This is a genomic window from Mesobacillus sp. AQ2, from assembly GCF_030122805.1.
GTDB classification, from domain to species: Bacteria; Bacillota; Bacilli; order Bacillales; family Cytobacillaceae; genus Mesobacillus; species Mesobacillus oceanisediminis_A.
Genome location: NZ_CP126080.1, coordinates 101,635 through 120,778 on the forward strand (window position 1 = coordinate 101,635; position 19,144 = coordinate 120,778).

Below are 19,144 nucleotides of genomic sequence, written 5' to 3' on the forward strand. Positions count from 1 at the left end.
TAGTCTGGTGGCGATGGCGAGAAGGTCACACCCGTTCCCATACCGAACACGGAAGTTAAGCTTCTCAGCGCCGATGGTAGTTGGGGGTTTCCCCCTGTGAGAGTAGGACGCCGCCGGGCATATATATGGAGGATTAGCTCAGCTGGGAGAGCATCTGCCTTACAAGCAGAGGGTCGGCGGTTCGATCCCGTCATCTTCCACCATATATTCCTTTAATAATTACAAATGCCGGTGTAGCTCAATTGGTAGAGCAACTGACTTGTAATCAGTAGGTTGGGGGTTCAAGTCCTCTTGCCGGCACCATTTGTACGAGCCATTAGCTCAGTCGGTAGAGCATCTGACTTTTAATCAGAGGGTCGAAGGTTCGAGTCCTTCATGGCTCACCAGTTTTTTTAAAAAAATATGCGGGTGTGGCGGAATTGGCAGACGCACCAGACTTAGGATCTGGCGCCGCAAGGCGTGGGGGTTCGACTCCCTTCACCCGCACCATTTTTTAAAGTTAAATATGCGGAAGTAGTTCAGTGGTAGAATACAACCTTGCCAAGGTTGGGGTCGCGGGTTCGAATCCCGTCTTCCGCTCCATAGTTCTTTAGCCGGGGTGGCGGAACTGGCAGACGCACAGGACTTAAAATCCTGCGGTAGGTGACTACCGTACCGGTTCGATTCCGGTCCTCGGCACCAAGCAAGCTAAAATATTATATTTGCGCCCGTAGCTCAATTGGATAGAGCGTCTGACTACGGATCAGAAGGTTATGGGTTCGACTCCTTTCGGGCGCGCCATTATTTTTTCTCAATAGAACGGGGAGTAGCTCAGCTTGGTAGAGCACTTGGTTTGGGACCAAGGGGTCGCAGGTTCGAATCCTGTCTTCCCGACCATTCAATTTAATATGGGGCCTTAGCTCAGCTGGGAGAGCGCCTGCCTTGCACGCAGGAGGTCAGCGGTTCGATCCCGCTAGGCTCCACCAAAAATACCATTTGACCATATGAGTCATTCATGTTAGTATATTAAGGCTGACTTGATGAACTGGTCGGTGAAATTGTTCTTTGAAAACTAAACAAACAAGCGTCAACAAACAATAAATTATCATGCTTCTATTAATAGAAGACATGAGCCAACGTTTTAACTTATGAGCTAACTCATAACTCTTTCTTGGAGAGTTTGATCCTGGCTCAGGACGAACGCTGGCGGCGTGCCTAATACATGCAAGTCGAGCGGATCTTCATTAGCTTGCTTTTGAAGATCAGCGGCGGACGGGTGAGTAACACGTGGGCAACCTGCCTGTAAGACTGGGATAACTTCGGGAAACCGGAGCTAATACCGGATAATCCTTTCCCTCACATGAGGGAAAGCTGAAAGACGGTTTCGGCTGTCACTTACAGATGGGCCCGCGGCGCATTAGCTAGTTGGTGAGGTAACGGCTCACCAAGGCAACGATGCGTAGCCGACCTGAGAGGGTGATCGGCCACACTGGGACTGAGACACGGCCCAGACTCCTACGGGAGGCAGCAGTAGGGAATCTTCCGCAATGGACGAAAGTCTGACGGAGCAACGCCGCGTGAACGATGAAGGCTTTCGGGTCGTAAAGTTCTGTTGTCAGGGAAGAACAAGTACCGGAGTAACTGCCGGTACCTTGACGGTACCTGACCAGAAAGCCACGGCTAACTACGTGCCAGCAGCCGCGGTAATACGTAGGTGGCAAGCGTTGTCCGGAATTATTGGGCGTAAAGCGCGCGCAGGCGGTTCCTTAAGTCTGATGTGAAAGCCCCCGGCTCAACCGGGGAGGGTCATTGGAAACTGGGGAACTTGAGTGCAGAAGAGGAGAGCGGAATTCCACGTGTAGCGGTGAAATGCGTAGAGATGTGGAGGAACACCAGTGGCGAAGGCGGCTCTCTGGTCTGTAACTGACGCTGAGGCGCGAAAGCGTGGGGAGCGAACAGGATTAGATACCCTGGTAGTCCACGCCGTAAACGATGAGTGCTAAGTGTTAGAGGGTTTCCGCCCTTTAGTGCTGCAGCAAACGCATTAAGCACTCCGCCTGGGGAGTACGGCCGCAAGGCTGAAACTCAAAGGAATTGACGGGGGCCCGCACAAGCGGTGGAGCATGTGGTTTAATTCGAAGCAACGCGAAGAACCTTACCAGGTCTTGACATCCTCTGACAACCCTAGAGATAGGGCGTTCCCCTTCGGGGGACAGAGTGACAGGTGGTGCATGGTTGTCGTCAGCTCGTGTCGTGAGATGTTGGGTTAAGTCCCGCAACGAGCGCAACCCTTGATCTTAGTTGCCAGCATTCAGTTGGGCACTCTAAGGTGACTGCCGGTGACAAACCGGAGGAAGGTGGGGATGACGTCAAATCATCATGCCCCTTATGACCTGGGCTACACACGTGCTACAATGGATGGAACAAAGGGTCGCGAAGCCGCGAGGTGAAGCCAATCCCATAAATCCATTCTCAGTTCGGATTGCAGGCTGCAACTCGCCTGCATGAAGCCGGAATCGCTAGTAATCGCGGATCAGCATGCCGCGGTGAATACGTTCCCGGGCCTTGTACACACCGCCCGTCACACCACGAGAGTTTGTAACACCCGAAGTCGGTGGGGTAACCTTTTGGAGCCAGCCGCCTAAGGTGGGACAGATGATTGGGGTGAAGTCGTAACAAGGTAGCCGTATCGGAAGGTGCGGCTGGATCACCTCCTTTCTAAGGATATTGCCTAAGGGCAATCGGAATGCGAATCTTTCGATTCGTACTGTGGATGTAATCCACATAGTTGTACGCTTGTTTGTTTAGTTTTGAGGGAGCAATTCTCTCAAAGCTTTTTTGTTCCTTGAAAACTAGATAATCGTAAGTAAGAAGAACCAAGAAGAAAACCGAGTGATCGCCATTTTAGTTTTCTCTCTATTCAATTAGAGAAATGACCTTTTAGGTTAAGTTAGAAAGGGCGCACGGTGGATGCCTTGGCACTAGGAGCCGATGAAGGACGGGACTAACACCGATATGCTTCGGGGAGCTGTAAGTAAGCTTTGATCCGGAGATTTCCGAATGGGGAAACCCACTGTTCGTAATGGAACAGTATCTTTACCTGAATACATAGGGTATTGAAGGCAGACCCGGGGAACTGAAACATCTAAGTACCCGGAGGAAGAGAAAGCAAACGCGATTCCCTGAGTAGCGGCGAGCGAAACGGGACATAGCCCAAACCAAGAGGCTTGCCTCTTGGGGTTGTAGGACACTCTACATGGAGTTACAAAGGAACGGGGTAGATGAAGTGGTCTGGAAAGGCCCGTCAGAGAAGGTAAAAACCCTGTAGTTGAAACTTCGTTCCCTCCTGAGTGGATCCTGAGTACGGCGGGACACGAGAAATCCCGTCGGAAGCTGGGAGGACCATCTCCCAAGGCTAAATACTCCCTAGTGACCGATAGTGAACCAGTACCGTGAGGGAAAGGTGAAAAGCACCCCGGAAGGGGAGTGAAAGAGATCCTGAAACCGTGTGCCTACAAGTAGTCAGAGCCCGTTCATGGGTGATGGCGTGCCTTTTGTAGAATGAACCGGCGAGTTACGATTACATGCAAGGTTAAGTTGAGAAGACGGAGCCGCAGCGAAAGCGAGTCTGAATAGGGCGAATGAGTATGTGGTCGTAGACCCGAAACCAGGTGATCTACCCATGTCCAGGGTGAAGGTTGGGTAACACCAACTGGAGGCCCGAACCCACGCACGTTGAAAAGTGCGGGGATGAGGTGTGGGTAGCGGAGAAATTCCAATCGAACTTGGAGATAGCTGGTTCTCTCCGAAATAGCTTTAGGGCTAGCCTCACGTTGTAAGAGTCTTGGAGGTAGAGCACTGTTTGGACTAGGGGCCCTCATCGGGTTACCGAATTCAGACAAACTCCGAATGCCAAAGACTTATCCGTGGGAGTCAGACTGCGAGTGATAAGATCCGTAGTCAAAAGGGAAACAGCCCAGACCACCAGCTAAGGTCCCAAAGTATACGTTAAGTGGAAAAGGATGTGGAGTTGCTTAGACAACCAGGATGTTGGCTTAGAAGCAGCCACCATTTAAAGAGTGCGTAATAGCTCACTGGTCGAGTGACTCTGCGCCGAAAATGTACCGGGGCTAAACGTATCACCGAAGCTGTGGATTGACATCTTAGATGTCAGTGGTAGGAGAGCGTTCTAAGGGCGTTGAAGTCAGACCGTAAGGACTGGTGGAGCGCTTAGAAGTGAGAATGCCGGTATGAGTAGCGAAAGATGGGTGAGAATCCCATCCACCGAATGCCTAAGGTTTCCTGAGGAAGGCTCGTCCTCTCAGGGTTAGTCGGGACCTAAGCCGAGGCCGAAAGGCGTAGGCGATGGACAACAGGTTGATATTCCTGTACCACCTCTTTATCGTTTGAGCGACGGGGGGACGCAGGAGGATAGGGTAAGCGCGCTGTTGGATATGCGCGTCTAAGCAGTTAGGCTGCAAGTGAGGCAAATCCCGCTTGCGTGAAGGCTGAGCTGTGACAGCGAGGGAAATATAGTACCGAAGTTCCTGATTCCACACTGCCAAGAAAAGCCTCTAGCGAGATAAATGGTGCCCGTACCGCAAACCGACACAGGTAGGCGAGGAGAGAATCCTAAGGTGAGCGAGAGAACTCTCGTTAAGGAACTCGGCAAAATGACCCCGTAACTTCGGGAGAAGGGGTGCTCATTTGGGTGAATAGCCCGGATGAGCCGCAGTGAATAGGCCCAGGCGACTGTTTAGCAAAAACACAGGTCTCTGCGAAGCCGCAAGGCGAAGTATAGGGGCTGACGCCTGCCCGGTGCTGGAAGGTTAAGAGGAGGGGTTAGCTCACGCGAAGCTCTGAATCGAAGCCCCAGTAAACGGCGGCCGTAACTATAACGGTCCTAAGGTAGCGAAATTCCTTGTCGGGTAAGTTCCGACCCGCACGAAAGGCGTAACGATCTGGGCACTGTCTCAACGAGAGACTCGGTGAAATTATAGTACCTGTGAAGATGCAGGTTACCCGCGACAGGACGGAAAGACCCCGTGGAGCTTTACTGTAGCCTGATATTGAATTTTGGTACAGCTTGTACAGGATAGGTAGGAGCCTGAGAAACCGGAGCGCCAGCTTCGGTGGAGGCGTCGGTGGGATACTACCCTGGCTGTATTGAAATTCTAACCCGCGCCCCTGATCGGGGCGGGAGACAGTGTCAGGTGGGCAGTTTGACTGGGGCGGTCGCCTCCTAAAGAGTAACGGAGGCGCCCAAAGGTTCCCTCAGAATGGTTGGAAATCATTCGCAGAGTGTAAAGGCACAAGGGAGCTTGACTGCGAGACCTACAAGTCGAGCAGGGACGAAAGTCGGGCTTAGTGATCCGGTGGTTCCGCATGGAAGGGCCATCGCTCAACGGATAAAAGCTACCCCGGGGATAACAGGCTTATCTCCCCCAAGAGTCCACATCGACGGGGAGGTTTGGCACCTCGATGTCGGCTCATCGCATCCTGGGGCTGTAGTCGGTCCCAAGGGTTGGGCTGTTCGCCCATTAAAGCGGTACGCGAGCTGGGTTCAGAACGTCGTGAGACAGTTCGGTCCCTATCCGTCGTGGGCGCAGGAAATTTGAGAGGAGCTGTCCTTAGTACGAGAGGACCGGGATGGACGCACCGCTGGTGTACCAGTTGTCTTGCCAAAGGCATCGCTGGGTAGCTATGTGCGGACGGGATAAGTGCTGAAAGCATCTAAGCATGAAGCCCCCCTCAAGATGAGATTTCCCATAGCGCAAGCTAGTAAGAACCCTGAAAGATGATCAGGTTGATAGGTCAGAGGTGGAAGCGCGGTGACGTGTGGAGCTGACTGATACTAATCGTTCGAGGACTTAACCAAATACGAAAAGCGTAGGCGACTGTACAGCCTCGACAAGCGCTGGAGGGCCAGCAGTTGAAGTCGTTCTTTGACTTCGGCGGATGGACCGAAGCGACTCGAGAGGCTAGGAGCCGGAGCTGGACAATGATCATTCGATTCTCTTGATTTCTTCTTACACATTATCTAGTTTTGAGGGTACAAAGTTTTTTGCGGTAGCAAAATAACTAAAACCTCAAACCAAATAGTCTGGTGGCGATGGCGAGAAGGTCACACCCGTTCCCATACCGAACACGGAAGTTAAGCTTCTCAGCGCCGATGGTAGTTGGGGGTTTCCCCCTGTGAGAGTAGGACGCCGCCGGGCACACGAAAGAACAGCTGAATGGCTGTTCTTTTTTTGTGTTTTGATCAAATTTTCATGAGAAGCAGAATTTTTCCGTTTAGCCAGGTTGGTTGATATCTTTGTCAAAGTGGTCGATATATCTCTGGATTTGGTCGATATATTTGTAAATCCGCCGATAATTTCGAAAATGTGGTCGATAAAATCAAAAAATCGCCAATAAAATTCTGAATGGATCCTCGTAAAAGAACTCTTAGGTACACTTTTACCGTAAAAACTACTCATTTGGCAAACATTTTCAAACAAAAACGCCTAGCTTGATATGAAATAACCCTAGAATCAGCACCAAATCCTCTTTTTCCCACAAGCAAATACCACCCTCCAGTTATCTCACGGATAGAGTCACTATTGATTCCGCCTGCCCATATAATGTTACGAAAAATCTCATTTCCTTTTCTCATTACAAGTTTCCGCCCCCTCTGAAATGGGTATAATAACCAACACACCCCTCATTGGCATGTTTTGGCATACATAATTTTGGCGAAAATAATACAAGATGCATTGATTGCAACAAAAAATATTTTTTTGTATAATTAATGTCAAATATAGTCAAAGTCAGATTGGGGGAGGTTTAGTGAGGAATATATCGGACATCATTGAGAATTACCTTAAGCAGGTTTTGGAAATGAGCGATAAAGACATTTTGGAAATCAAACGAAGTGAAATCGCCGATAAATTTCAATGCGTGCCGTCCCAGATCAATTATGTTATCAATACAAGATTCACGATTGAAAGAGGCTATCTTGTTGAGAGCAAACGGGGTGGCGGCGGCTATATCCGGATCATCAAAGTCCAGGCTTATGATCATGCACACTTGATTGATGATTTACTGTCTTTGATTCGGACGAGAATTTCGCAAAGCAGTGCTGAAGATGTCATCTACCGGCTTGTTGAGGAAGATGTAGTCACAGACCGTGAAGCAAAAATCATGCTGAGTGTACTCGACAGGTCTGTCCTGTATATCGAGCTGCCGCAGCGGGATGAGCTGAGAGCGAGAATGTTGAAGGCGATGCTGATGGCATTGAAGTATAAATAATACCAAAGCAGACAAAGAGGTGAGGGCATTGATTTGCCAACAGTGCAATCAAAGGCCGGCAACGCTGCACTTCACGAATTACTCAAATGGGGAAAAGTCGGAACTGCACTTGTGCGAAAAGTGTGCACAGGAAAAAGGTGACTTGTTCATGATGAGCAATGGCCCTGCTTTTTCGATCAATAGTTTGCTGGCCGGTTTATTGAATATGGAGCCTGCTTTTGAACAAAAAAAGGAAGCTTTTGAGACTGAGCAAGTTGCTCAGTGCCCTCAGTGCTCGATGACATTTCCGCAGTTTGTAAAAGTAGGCCGGTTTGGCTGTGCGACCTGCTATGATGCTTTTCGGGAGCAATTGACGCCAATTGTCAGGAGACTCCATAGCGGAAATTCCATGCACAATGGAAAAATACCGAAAAGGATCGGCGGTGACCTTCATTTAAGGAAGACAATCGATCATCTTAAGCAGACCCTAAAGCACCAAATTTCTGAGGAAGAATTTGAGCAAGCTGCCGGGACGAGGGACCAGATAAGGGAACTCGAAAGGAAATTGTCAGCAGGTCAAGAGGGAGGGGAGTAGCCTTGTCATTGGAGAAGTTCATCAATCAGGCTGTCAGCTCCTGGATGAGTGATGATGGTCCTGATTCAGATATTGTCCTAAGCTCTCGCATCCGTTTTGCAAGAAATCTTGATGAATATAACTTTCCCACCTTGTTCACCGATGGAGAGGCAGAGGCGGTCATCGGCACGATCATGGAGCGTGCCAGCCAAACTTCTGCAGCTGGCTTTGGACAGCTGGAAATGATCAAAATGGATGAGATACCACCTATGAAGAAACGGGTTTTGGTCGAGAAGCATTTAATCAGCCCGCATTTAGCGGAAAACGCTGTTCATGGTGCAGTGCTCTTGTCGGGTAATGAAGAAATTAGCATCATGATCAATGAAGAGGATCATATAAGGATTCAATGTTTATTCCCGGGCTTCCAGTTAACTGAAGCTTTAAAGGCTGCCAATGAAATCGATGACTGGCTTGAAGAGTATGTGAACTATGCTTTTGATGAAAAATTTGGCTATCTGACCAGCTGCCCGACGAATGCAGGAACTGGCCTGAGGGCATCGGTGATGATGCACCTGCCGGGCCTCGTTCTGACTCAGCAAATGAACCGGATTGTCCCGGCGATTAACCAGCTGGGTTTGGTGGTAAGAGGTATTTACGGTGAGGGCAGTGAAGCACTGGGCAATATCTTTCAAATATCGAACCAGATCACGCTTGGAAAATCGGAAGATGATATCGTGGATGATTTGAAAAGTGTCGTCGGCCAGATAATATCTCAGGAAAGGTCGGCGCGGGAAGCATTAGCGAAGACTTCGAACATACAATTAGAAGACAGAGTGTTTCGCTCTTACGGGACGCTTGCCAACAGCAGGATCATCGAGACAAAGGAAGCTGCACGATGCCTGTCTGATTTAAGGCTTGGAATAGATATGGGTTATATAAAGAATATATCGAAATCAATTTTGAATGAATTAATGATTTTGACTCAGCCGGGTTTTTTGCAGCAATATGCGGGAGGGCCGTTAAGACCGAATGAGCGGGATATCCGCAGAGCTGCTTTAATAAGAGAACGACTGAAAATGGAAACAAAAGACGAGTCAGGAGGATGATCTTATGATGTTTGGACGATTTACAGAGAGAGCACAAAAAGTATTGGCACTCGCACAGGAAGAGGCAATCCGCCTTGGACATAACAATATCGGTACAGAACACATCTTACTTGGCCTTGTGCGTGAAGGTGAGGGCATAGCAGCTAAGGCGCTTTATGGTCTCGGCCTTGGCGCAGAGAAGATCCAGAAGGAAGTGGAAAATCTGATTGGCCGCGGCCAGGAAACATCCCAGACAATCCACTATACTCCTAGAGCCAAGAAGGTGATTGAACTTTCCATGGATGAAGCGAGAAAGCTTGGTCATTCCTATGTAGGCACAGAGCACATCCTTCTTGGCTTGATTCGTGAGGGAGAGGGCGTTGCAGCCAGGGTGTTGAACAATCTTGGTGTCAGTCTGAATAAAGCGCGCCAGCAGGTCCTTCAGCTGCTTGGCAGCAATGAAACGTCCGGCCATCAGGGAGGCGGTACGGCAAATGCCAATACTCCGACTCTTGATAGTCTGGCAAGGGATTTGACAGCCATCGCAAGGGAAGGCAGCCTTGATCCGGTCATCGGCCGAAGCAAGGAAATCCAGCGTGTCATTGAAGTGCTGAGCCGCCGGACAAAGAACAACCCTGTACTGATCGGGGAGCCGGGTGTCGGTAAAACGGCGATCGCTGAAGGCCTGGCACAGCAAATCGTCAATAATGAAGTGCCTGAAATCCTTCGTGACAAGCGTGTTATGACTCTTGATATGGGTACAGTTGTTGCGGGCACTAAATACCGCGGTGAATTTGAGGACCGTCTGAAAAAGGTCATGGATGAAATCCGCCAGGCCGGGAATATCATCCTTTTCATCGATGAGCTTCACACGTTGATCGGTGCCGGCGGAGCAGAGGGTGCGATCGATGCATCCAATATCCTGAAGCCATCACTTGCCCGCGGTGAGCTGCAATGTATCGGGGCGACGACATTGGATGAATACCGTAAATATATTGAAAAAGATGCTGCGCTGGAACGGCGCTTCCAGCCAATCACAGTGGATGAGCCAACTGCAGAGGAATCTGTCCAGATTTTAAAAGGGCTTCGTGACCGCTATGAAGCTCACCATAGAGTATCGATCACAGACGAGGCAATCGAAGCGGCGGTAAAACTGTCTGACCGTTATATTTCAGACCGTTTCCTTCCGGATAAAGCGATTGACCTGATTGATGAAGCAGGTTCAAAGGTCCGTCTTCGCTCTTATACAACTCCTCCAAACCTCAAGGAGCTTGAAGTGAAGCTTGAGGAAGTGCGCAAGGAAAAGGATGCTTCAGTCCAAAGCCAGGAGTTTGAAAAAGCGGCATCCTTACGGGATACAGAACAACGCCTGCGCGAGCAGCTTGAGAATACGAAGAAGACTTGGAAAGAAAAGCAAGGCAAGGAAAACAGTGAGGTTACAGTGGAAGACATCGCGAATGTTGTCTCCAGCTGGACGAATATCCCTGTTTCGAAGCTGGCACAAACTGAAACAGATAAGCTGTTGAATCTTGAGGAAATCCTACACTCACGCGTGATTGGACAGGATGAGGCAGTCAAGGCTGTATCAAAGGCTGTTAGACGTGCACGTGCAGGCTTGAAGGATCCTAAGCGCCCGATTGGTTCATTCATCTTCCTTGGGCCGACAGGTGTTGGTAAAACGGAATTGGCGAGGGCGCTTGCCGAGTCCATGTTTGGCGATGAGGATGCGATGATCCGCGTCGATATGTCCGAGTATATGGAGAAGCATTCAACATCTCGTCTGGTCGGTTCGCCTCCAGGCTATGTAGGATATGATGAAGGCGGCCAGCTGACTGAAAAGGTCCGCAGGAAGCCATATTCCGTCATCCTGCTTGATGAAATTGAAAAAGCACATCCAGATGTGTTCAATATTCTGCTGCAGGTCCTTGAGGATGGACGCTTGACAGATTCTAAAGGACGCACAGTCGATTTCCGCAATACGATCATGATCCTGACATCCAATGTCGGTGCTGAAGCATTGAAGCGCAATAAATATGTCGGTTTCAATATCCAGGATGGGGAACAGGATTACAAGGATATGAAGGGCAAAGTCATGGAGGAGCTGAAAAAAGCCTTCCGTCCGGAATTCCTGAACCGTATCGATGAAATTATCGTGTTCCATGCTCTTGAAAAACCCCATCTGAAAGAAATCGTGACACTGATGTCCGATCAGCTTGTGAAGCGTTTGAGGGAACAGGAAATCACTCTTGAACTCACAGATGCGGCGAAAGACAAGATTTCTGAAGAAGGTTATGATCCGGAATACGGAGCCCGTCCATTGCGCAGGGCAATCCAGAAGCATATCGAAGACCAGCTGTCGGAAGAATTGCTGAAAGGAACAGTCCTTACCGGGCAAAATGTCGTCATTGATGTCGAAGAAGGGAAGTTCGTCGTCAAGACTCCGGAAGGATCCGCAAAGTCCTAATATTGCTTAACATGTGAAACTCAAGGGGTATACGTACTTAAATGCGTGTACCCCTTTTTTCAATATGGCTGTTTGATTAGCAGCAAAAAAATGAACAACAGGATATGTGCTTTGGCCTTGCTGAAAAGAACATTGGAAAATTACATATATCCTCCAACCGCTATCATTTCTTTTATTGCTTGTTAAGCATTATTATATAGATAACTACATTTATACTGAGAGGCTAAGAAAATGGCTAAAAGAAAAACGAAATTCATGTGCCAGGAATGCGGCTATGAATCTCCGAAATGGATGGGGAAATGTCCGGGCTGCGGACAATGGAATAAGATGGTCGAGGAAGTGGAAAGCACTGGATCGACAAGAAGGGGGGCTTTTGCAAACACAGGAAATACCACTATTGCGGCAAAGGCGACACCAATCACTACAATTGAAACAGTCAGTGAACCGAGGGTTAAGACGGACCTCAACGAATTGAACCGCGTGCTTGGCGGAGGCGTTGTCAGGGGATCACTTGTCTTGATCGGCGGAGATCCGGGTATCGGAAAATCGACACTCTTGCTCCAGGTATCCTATCAACTGGCGAAAAAGGCTCATTCTGTCCTTTATATTTCAGGTGAGGAATCCATGAGGCAGACGAAGCTGCGCGCTGACAGGCTTGGAGTCACATCTGACAATCTCTTTGTCTATTCAGAAACGAATCTGCAGGAAATCAGCCTGACAATCGAAAACAGCAATCCGGATTTTGTCATCGTCGATTCCATCCAGACGATTTTCCATCCGGAAGTTACCTCTGCGCCGGGAAGCGTGTCGCAGGTAAGGGAATGTACGGCGGAACTGATGCGCATCGCGAAGACAAAAGGCATCGCCATCTTCATCGTCGGACATGTGACGAAGGAAGGTTCGATTGCCGGTCCAAGGCTGCTTGAGCATATGGTGGATACCGTTCTTTATTTTGAGGGAGAAAGGCACCATACATACAGGATTCTCAGGGCGGTGAAAAACCGTTTTGGCTCGACGAATGAGATGGGCATTTTCGAGATGAAAGAAGCAGGCCTTGAGGAAGTGGCGAACCCTTCGGAGATCTTTTTGGAAGAAAGGTCACAGGGTGCTTCCGGTTCGACGGTTGTCGCTTCGATGGAAGGAACTCGGCCGGTCCTGGTTGAAATCCAGGCGCTGATTTCACCGACGAGTTTTGGAAATCCTCGGAGGATGGCTACCGGGATTGACCATAATCGGGTGTCGCTTTTGATGGCGGTGCTGGAAAAGCGCGTCGGTTTGCTTCTGGCCAATCAGGATGCGTATTTGAAGGTGGCCGGCGGGGTGAAGCTGGATGAACCGGCAATCGACCTTGCTGTAGCGGTGAGCATCGCATCGAGTTTCAGGGATAAGCCAACTCGTGCTTCTGATTGCATCATCGGTGAGGTTGGCCTCACGGGGGAAGTCCGAAGGGTATCAAGAATCGAGCAGCGTGTTCAGGAAGCAGCCAAGCTGGGCTTCGAAAGAATTATTTTACCAGAAAATAATCTTGGCGGATGGACTCCTCCACAGGGAGTCGAGTTGATTGGTGTATCATCTGTCAGCCATGCACTTAAAGTCACCTTAGGAGGTTGATGGATTGGAACAAAAGGAGCTTGAAGAAAAAGCGCTGGGTGAAATCCTCCGGTTTATCGCTCCCGGTACGCCGCTGAGGGACGGAATCGATAATGTTCTCCGTGCCAATACTGGCGGGCTGATTGTTTTTGGCTACAATGAGAAGGTGAAAAACCTCGTGGACGGCGGGTTTGAGATTAACTGCAGGTTCAGTCCGAGCTTTCTCTATGAACTGGCGAAAATGGATGGCGCCATCATTCTTAATGATACAGGCAGTAAAATATTGTTCGCCAACGCCCAGCTTGCCCCCGATACAGGTGTCCCGTCAACTGAAACCGGGATGCGCCACAGGACAGCGGAACGCGTGGCTAGACAGACAAAGGCTCTGGTCATTGCGATTTCCCAGCGGAGGAATGTCATCACCCTTTACCAGGGAAACCTTCGTTATGCCCTGAAGGATATTGGCGTCATTTTAACAAAGGCCAACCAGGCGATCCAGACACTCGAAAAATACAAAGTGGTTCTCGAGCAGAGCATTACCAATCTGGGAATCCTAGAATTCGAGAATCTTGTCACCTATAATGATTTGCTGCAGGTCATCCACCGTTTCGAAATGGTGCTGAGGATCAAGACAGAGCTGTTTACATACTTAAGTGAGCTTGGCATGGAGGGGCGGCTGATTCGCCTGCAAATGCAGGAGCTGTTATCTGAGATGGAACGAGAGGCACTGCTTGTGATCAAGGATTACTCTGCAGAAAACGATATGAAGGCCGAGGATGTGATGGCCAGGTTCCAGGACTTGTCGAAGTCGGGAGTCATAGAGGATTCTACCATCCTGAAACTGCTCGGATACCAGGGATATGTGCACATGGACGAATTCATCTGTCCAAGGGGATATCGGATGCTCAATAAAATTCCGCGGCTGCCGATGATCATCACCGAAAATCTGGTCAATCGATTTGGGAAATTTACCAATATGATCTCCGCATCAGTCGAAGAACTGGACGATGTCGAGGGAATCGGTGAAGTAAGGGCGCGGAAAATCAAAGAAGGGTTCAAACTGATCAGGGACCAGCTGATGGCAGACCGCCAAATGTAATGCACCACATTGGCGGTTTCCTATTAATTGACACTCGCATTTGCCGGTGCTAATTTAAAGAAGAGATTACTCCTATAGGGATATTGGCTAACTATTTTGTTCAGAGGAATATTTTAACAACGGCTTCTATTAAAAATGTTGGCCAAATAACGTAACTTTTTCATAGGTTGAAACGTATAAATCTTTGGGTATATTAAATGGATTGAAAACGAAAATGTTTTCAATATGCAGGGTTTCAAATTTTAGAAGTTGTTTATAATGAGTAAAAGGAGGTGAAAGGATGTTAAGACGTATCATTCAAGCCTGCTTCCTGATCATTGGGGGAACGCTTGGTATATTCTTAATTCCTGATTTATTATCATTGATGAACGCGGGAGATATGACTCTCATCAATAATCCTTATGTTACTGCTGTTTTGGGCGCACTTATTTTTTATCTTCTTACTTTTTGGGCCGTCGATCCTGTGACCAATTTTGTGAAGTGGGCTGAAGAATCGCTGATCAAGGCACCAATCACGGATGTCCTATTCGGCAGTGTCGGGCTTTTCTTTGGTTTGCTCGTGGCGTTTTTGGTTGGTTTTGCATTGAATGCCATCCAGGTGCCAGTCGTGAATACTGTTGCCCCGACACTTTTGACACTTTTATTTGGTTACCTGGGATTCCAGGTCGGCTTCAAAAAACGTGATGAGCTGCTTGGTTTATTTTCAAGGTCGAAGAAAAAGGGTGCTGAAGAAGAGACGGAAAAAGAAGAACGTCCAAGAGAATGGAAAATTCTCGATACCAGCGTGATTATTGACGGAAGGGTTGCTGACATCTGCCAGACTGGATTCCTTGAAGGAACAATTGTAATCCCGCAATTTGTCCTCGAAGAATTGCAGCATATCGCAGATTCATCCGATGTGTTGAAGCGCAATCGCGGCCGACGCGGATTGGACATCCTTAATCGCATTCAAAAGGAACTTAAGATCAATGTTGAAATTTATGAAGGTGATTTTGATGATATCCAGGAAGTCGACAGCAAGCTGGTGAAACTGGCCAAGCTGACAAATGGCGTTGTCGTCACGAATGATTTCAACCTGAACAAAGTCTGTGAATTGCAAAAGGTGGCCGTATTGAATATCAACGATCTTGCCAATGCGGTCAAACCAGTCGTCCTTCCTGGAGAAGAGCTGAACATTCAGGTCATCAAGGATGGAAAAGAGCATAACCAGGGCATCGCCTATCTTGATGATGGCACCATGATCGTTGTCGAAGAAGGCCGCGATTATATTGGAAAACGCATTGATGTGCTCGTGACAAGTGTGCTGCAGACATCTGCAGGAAGAATGATTTTCGCGAAACCCAAACTCGTGGAAAAAAGCGTAATCAGTTGATTTTTACATGACGAAAAAAGCCTTTATGGGCAGTTGATCCCCGCTTCCTTCACCGGTTCCTTGAAGGCATGAAGCAGGGCTTCGGCTGCCCCTTTATATGTATTTCACTTCGAAAAATTGAAAAATGTCTAGCTCCAGCGCCTAGCCCCTCGAGTCGCATGTCTAGTTGCGCCTCCTAGAAACTCCGAAACTTCAACTCCGCCAACAGAAGCAAAAAGCGCTTCTTTGACGGAGTCTCCAGTTTCTGTGTTTCTGGGCAGTCGGCTGCACATTTCGGTTTCAGTCCGCCCGATGAAGTCAAAGAACGACTTCATCGGGCGGCCCTCCGTGGCACACGATGTGCTAGACCCGCCAGCCACAGGACGTGGCGTTTTTAGGAGGGCAGCGCTTGTCGGGGCTGACCATGGCGCTTGCGCTTTTCAAAATAGATAGGAGTTTTCTTTATGCCTTATCAGGTCATTATTCCTGCTGCAGGTCAGGGCAAGAGGATGGGAGCAGGGAAAAATAAGCTGCTGCTGACGCTCAAAGCAACCCCAATCCTCATCCACACGCTAAAGGTGTTCGAAGCTGATCCCGAATGCACGGGCATCATTCTTGCAATTCATCCCGATGATGAGCAAGAGTTTAAATCTTTATTGAATGAGTATGGTATACATAAGGTATCTTCACTTGTCACCGGCGGAAAGGAAAGGCAGGACAGTGTATACAACGGGCTGATGGCCGTAAGTTCCCTGGATGGGATCGTGCTTGTGCATGATGCCGCACGCCCATTCATCAAAATTGAGACCATCCACAAGCTCGTGGATGCGGCAAGCAAGGATGGCGGGGCAATCGTAGCTGTTCCTGTAAAAGATACAATCAAGAAAGCGGCCAACAATCAGGTTTCTGAAACAGTCGAACGCTCCAGTCTGTGGTCCGTCCAGACTCCCCAGGCTTTTCGCGTCTCTGTTTTGCTCGAAGCGCATAACAAGGCAGCGAGGGAACAGTTCATCGGGACAGATGAATCAAGCCTGGTTGAACGTATCCCCCATCCAGTGAGCATCATAGAAGGAGACTATGATAATATAAAGCTGACAACACCAGAAGATTTATATTTTGCCGAGGCCATTCTGCGCAAACGGAATGAATCCGGTGTTTGAAAATAGAATGGAAAAAACAGCACTTTTAAAGGAGTAATTCACTATGTTTCGAATTGGACAAGGTTTTGATGTGCATCAACTGACGGAAGGACGCCCGCTGATCATCGGCGGAATCACGATTCCATATGAAAAAGGGCTGCTTGGCCACTCGGATGCTGACGTACTTTTACATACGGTAGCAGATGCATGCCTGGGGGCAATTGGCGAAGGAGATATCGGCCGGCATTTCCCGGATACGGACCCAGAATTCAAGGACGCCGATTCGGCAAAATTGCTTGAGCATGTATGGAAGATTGTGAAGGGAAAAGGCTATGAACTCGTCAACATCGACTGCACGATCATCGCCCAGCAGCCAAAGATGGCCCCGCATATTGAAGCGATGCGCGAGAGGATCGCGGGATTGCTTGAGGGGGAACCGGATCAGGTGAACGTCAAGGCGACGACAACAGAAAAGCTTGGATTCCCGGGCCGAGGTGAAGGGATTGCTTCCCAGGCAACCGTATTGCTGAAGCAGACAGAGAAATAAATTCGGTGCTACTTCCGCTTTATATATTGATAGTGATACAATAATGGACAGCTATATTAGAGGAGGATTCACTATGTCAGCAGATATCCGGGTGCGTTACGCACCGAGTCCGACTGGACATTTACATATCGGGAATGCCCGTACAGCATTATTCAATTATCTATTCGCACGCAACAGAGGCGGAAAGTTCATTATCCGTATTGAAGATACAGATAAAAAACGCAATATCGAAGGCGGAGAGCAGAGCCAATTGAAGTATCTTCAGTGGCTTGGAATCGACTGGGACGAGAGCGTCGATGTTGGCGGCGAATATGGACCATACCGCCAGTCAGAGCGTAACCACATATATGAGCAATATAATCAGGAGCTTCTTGATAAAGGTCATGCCTACAAGTGCTATTGCACCGAGGAAGAGCTAGAGGCTGAGCGCGAGGAGCAGGCTGCACGCAATGAGACTCCACATTATTCAGGGCGCTGCCGCAACCTGACGCCAGAACAGCGCGAGCAGTTTGAACAGGAAGGACTCCAGCCAAGTCTTCGCTTCAAAGTGCCTGCAGGCCAGATCCTGAAGTTCGATGATATGGTAAAAGGCGACGTGAGCTTTGAATCAGACGGAATGGGTGACTTTGTCATCGTCAAGAAGGATGGCACGCCTACTTACAACTATGCGGTTGTCATGGATGATCATTTAATGAAGATTTCCCACGTTCTTCGCGGGGATGACCATATCTCCAATACACCGAAGCAGCTTGTGATTTATGAAGCGCTTGGCTGGGAGCCGCCTGTGTTTGGCCATATGACGCTGATTGTCAACGAAAGCCGCAAAAAGCTGAGCAAGCGTGACGAGTCCATTATCCAGTTCATCGAGCAGTACGAGGAGCTTGGCTATTTGCCTGAGGCACTGTTCAACTTCATTACCCTGCTTGGATGGTCTCCATCAGGTGAAGAAGAGATTTATTCAAAGGATGAGTTCATCGAGATTTTCGACCCTGCCAGACTTTCAAAATCTCCGGCTCTCTTTGACCAGCAGAAGCTTGCCTGGATGAACAATCAATATATGAAAAAAGCAGATCTTGACAGGGTTTTCGAGCTTGCACTGCCGCACCTCGTCAAAGCTGGAAAGGTCAGCGAGAATCGTAGTGCAGAAGAGGAAGCATGGGTACGCAACCTCATCTCCCTGTATCATGATAAAATGAGCTTCGGAGCGGAAATCGTCGAGATGTCGGATTTATTTTTCCGCGATGAGGTAAACTATGATGAAGAAGCAAAAGAAGTTCTTGCAGGCGAACAGGTTCCTGAAGTGCTGAAAGCATTCCTTGGAGAAATCGAGCAGCTTGAAGAATTCAAGGCGGATGGAATCAAGGCAGCGGTGAAGGCGGTCCAAAAAGGTACCGGCCATAAAGGCCAGAAGCTTTTCATGCCGATTCGTGCGGCTGCGACAGGCCAGACACATGGACCGGACCTGATGCTTGCGATGGAATTGATCGGGAAAGACAAGGTCAAGGAAAGAGTCCAGAAACTTTTGGGCTAATAACTTTTTTAAGCTCTTTTAGTTAACAGAATTTCAAAAATGTAATATAGTAAGAGTAATTCTATAAAACCAAAGTGTTGAAGAGGAAAAGTAGAAGAATGACGCTTATTAGAGAGAACCATCACCGGCTGAAAGTGGTTCAGGCCCCTCATTTTTTGAAATGCGCCTCAGAGTCCCTGTGCGAAAAGGCAAACATAGCCATAGTAGTATTGGGCGGGACCTCCCGTTAACAGGCGGAAGTTGAGGCCATGCCAGGATTTGAAGGCGGCCTAAACAGAGTGGAACCGCGCATACAAAGCGTCTCTGTCGTTTACGACAGGGGCGCTTTTTTATATGGTGTACTCCGGGAATAGTCTGAGTGGCCACTTACCGGTCAGATAATCACGGATATGTGCCCGGTCTCAGGGCAAGGGGTGGAAACGGGGCACATAAAGCACCGATATGTACCCGATCTCAGGCAAAGGGATGAAAACGGGGCACATAAAACACGGATATGTTCCCGGTTTCAGGCAAAGG

The 19,144-nt window shown here is 48.7% G+C and carries 11 protein-coding genes, 9 tRNA genes, 4 rRNA genes and 1 other annotated feature; of the genes, 23 read left to right on the forward strand and 1 reads right to left on the reverse strand.

The window, feature by feature from the left end; genetic code table 11:
- The first annotated feature begins 3 nt into the window (after nucleotides 1-3).
- The 13 genes from rrf (QNH36_RS00490) to rrf (QNH36_RS00550) all read left to right on the forward strand — a co-directional run bounded on the left by rrf (QNH36_RS00490) (nucleotide 4) and on the right by rrf (QNH36_RS00550) (nucleotide 6,197).
- Nucleotides 4-119, forward strand: a 5S ribosomal RNA gene (gene rrf, locus QNH36_RS00490).
- Between the two features lie 8 nt (nucleotides 120-127).
- A tRNA-Val gene (locus tag QNH36_RS00495) sits at nucleotides 128-203 on the forward strand.
- 24 nt (nucleotides 204-227) lie between these two features.
- Nucleotides 228-303, forward strand: a tRNA-Thr gene (locus tag QNH36_RS00500).
- A 7-nt stretch (nucleotides 304-310) separates the two neighbouring features.
- A tRNA-Lys gene (locus tag QNH36_RS00505) sits at nucleotides 311-386 on the forward strand.
- A gap of 18 nt (nucleotides 387-404) precedes the next feature.
- Nucleotides 405-489 (forward strand) — tRNA-Leu (locus tag QNH36_RS00510).
- 18 nt (nucleotides 490-507) lie between these two features.
- A tRNA-Gly gene (locus QNH36_RS00515) sits at nucleotides 508-582 on the forward strand.
- A 10-nt stretch (nucleotides 583-592) separates the two neighbouring features.
- Nucleotides 593-681 (forward strand) — tRNA-Leu (locus QNH36_RS00520).
- A gap of 22 nt (nucleotides 682-703) precedes the next feature.
- A tRNA-Arg gene (locus QNH36_RS00525) sits at nucleotides 704-780 on the forward strand.
- Nucleotides 781-799: 19 nt separating this feature from the next.
- Nucleotides 800-876: transfer RNA gene (locus QNH36_RS00530), tRNA-Pro, on the forward strand.
- Nucleotides 877-889: 13 nt separating this feature from the next.
- Nucleotides 890-965 (forward strand) — tRNA-Ala (locus QNH36_RS00535).
- A 182-nt stretch (nucleotides 966-1,147) separates the two neighbouring features.
- Nucleotides 1,148-2,697: ribosomal RNA gene (locus QNH36_RS00540) — 16S ribosomal RNA — on the forward strand.
- Between the two features lie 225 nt (nucleotides 2,698-2,922).
- Nucleotides 2,923-5,857, forward strand: a 23S ribosomal RNA gene (locus QNH36_RS00545).
- Nucleotides 5,858-6,081: 224 nt separating this feature from the next.
- Nucleotides 6,082-6,197 (forward strand): 5S ribosomal RNA (gene rrf, locus QNH36_RS00550).
- The 16S, 23S and 5S rRNA genes sit together here with 9 tRNA genes alongside, the layout of an rRNA operon.
- Before the next feature lie 257 nt (nucleotides 6,198-6,454).
- Here rrf (QNH36_RS00550) and QNH36_RS00555 read toward each other — a convergent pair.
- The gene (locus QNH36_RS00555; RefSeq protein ID WP_251544824.1) at nucleotides 6,455-6,634 is read right to left on the reverse strand and encodes a hypothetical protein; all 180 of its coding nucleotides are present in this window, start codon (nucleotides 6,632-6,634) and stop codon (nucleotides 6,455-6,457) included.
- A 173-nt stretch (nucleotides 6,635-6,807) separates the two neighbouring features.
- Here QNH36_RS00555 and QNH36_RS00560 point away from each other — a divergent pair, with 173 nt between their 5' ends.
- From QNH36_RS00560 to gltX, 10 genes are all read left to right on the forward strand, one after another.
- The gene (locus QNH36_RS00560) at nucleotides 6,808-7,269 is read left to right on the forward strand and encodes a CtsR family transcriptional regulator (RefSeq protein ID WP_144481287.1); all 462 of its coding nucleotides are present in this window, start codon (nucleotides 6,808-6,810) and stop codon (nucleotides 7,267-7,269) included.
- A 28-nt stretch (nucleotides 7,270-7,297) separates the two neighbouring features.
- Nucleotides 7,298-7,843 carry a protein-arginine kinase activator protein McsA gene (gene mcsA / locus QNH36_RS00565; protein WP_144481286.1) on the forward strand — a complete coding sequence of 182 codons (546 nt, stop codon included), beginning with the start codon at nucleotides 7,298-7,300 and terminating at the stop codon, nucleotides 7,841-7,843.
- 2 nt (nucleotides 7,844-7,845) lie between these two features.
- A complete protein-coding gene (gene mcsB, locus QNH36_RS00570; RefSeq protein WP_144481285.1) occupies nucleotides 7,846-8,928 on the forward strand; it encodes a protein-arginine kinase McsB in 1,083 nt (360 codons plus the stop codon).
- 4 nt (nucleotides 8,929-8,932) lie between these two features.
- Nucleotides 8,933-11,371 (forward strand): ATP-dependent protease ATP-binding subunit ClpC, encoded by a 2,439-nt coding sequence (clpC, locus tag QNH36_RS00575; protein ID WP_144481284.1) that lies wholly within the window; start codon nucleotides 8,933-8,935, stop codon nucleotides 11,369-11,371.
- A 231-nt stretch (nucleotides 11,372-11,602) separates the two neighbouring features.
- Nucleotides 11,603-12,982 (forward strand): DNA repair protein RadA, encoded by a 1,380-nt coding sequence (gene radA / locus QNH36_RS00580; RefSeq protein WP_144481283.1) that lies wholly within the window; start codon nucleotides 11,603-11,605, stop codon nucleotides 12,980-12,982.
- A gap of 4 nt (nucleotides 12,983-12,986) precedes the next feature.
- On the forward strand, nucleotides 12,987-14,060 hold the full coding sequence (disA, locus tag QNH36_RS00585; RefSeq protein ID WP_144481282.1) for a DNA integrity scanning diadenylate cyclase DisA: 1,074 nt from the start codon (nucleotides 12,987-12,989) through the stop codon (nucleotides 14,058-14,060).
- Nucleotides 14,061-14,340: 280 nt separating this feature from the next.
- Complete coding sequence (locus QNH36_RS00590; RefSeq protein WP_144481281.1) at nucleotides 14,341-15,432, forward strand: PIN/TRAM domain-containing protein; 1,092 nt, start codon at nucleotides 14,341-14,343, stop codon at nucleotides 15,430-15,432.
- A 443-nt stretch (nucleotides 15,433-15,875) separates the two neighbouring features.
- A complete protein-coding gene (ispD, locus tag QNH36_RS00595) occupies nucleotides 15,876-16,571 on the forward strand; it encodes a 2-C-methyl-D-erythritol 4-phosphate cytidylyltransferase (RefSeq protein WP_144481279.1) in 696 nt (231 codons plus the stop codon).
- Nucleotides 16,572-16,614: 43 nt separating this feature from the next.
- The gene (gene ispF, locus QNH36_RS00600; protein ID WP_144481278.1) at nucleotides 16,615-17,097 is read left to right on the forward strand and encodes a 2-C-methyl-D-erythritol 2,4-cyclodiphosphate synthase; all 483 of its coding nucleotides are present in this window, start codon (nucleotides 16,615-16,617) and stop codon (nucleotides 17,095-17,097) included.
- 73 nt (nucleotides 17,098-17,170) lie between these two features.
- Nucleotides 17,171-18,628, forward strand: a complete 1,458-nt coding sequence (gene gltX, locus QNH36_RS00605) for a glutamate--tRNA ligase (RefSeq protein WP_283904458.1) — start codon at nucleotides 17,171-17,173, stop codon at nucleotides 18,626-18,628.
- A 68-nt stretch (nucleotides 18,629-18,696) separates the two neighbouring features.
- Nucleotides 18,697-18,936 (forward strand) — a binding site (T-box leader).
- The last annotated feature ends 208 nt before the right edge of the window (nucleotides 18,937-19,144 follow it).

Bases quoted from the DNA above. Each gene is read 5' to 3' on its own strand.
- QNH36_RS00555 (WP_251544824.1), bottom strand. From the start codon at position 6,634: ATGAGAAAAGGAAATGAGATTTTTCGTAACATTATATGGGCAGGCGGA.
- clpC (WP_144481284.1), top strand. From the start codon at position 8,933: ATGATGTTTGGACGATTTACAGAGAGAGCACAAAAAGTATTGGCACTC.
- radA (WP_144481283.1), top strand. From the start codon at position 11,603: ATGGCTAAAAGAAAAACGAAATTCATGTGCCAGGAATGCGGCTATGAA.
- QNH36_RS00590 (WP_144481281.1), top strand. From the start codon at position 14,341: ATGTTAAGACGTATCATTCAAGCCTGCTTCCTGATCATTGGGGGAACG.
- ispD (WP_144481279.1), top strand. From the start codon at position 15,876: ATGCCTTATCAGGTCATTATTCCTGCTGCAGGTCAGGGCAAGAGGATG.
- ispF (WP_144481278.1), top strand. From the start codon at position 16,615: ATGTTTCGAATTGGACAAGGTTTTGATGTGCATCAACTGACGGAAGGA.
- gltX (WP_283904458.1), top strand. From the start codon at position 17,171: ATGTCAGCAGATATCCGGGTGCGTTACGCACCGAGTCCGACTGGACAT.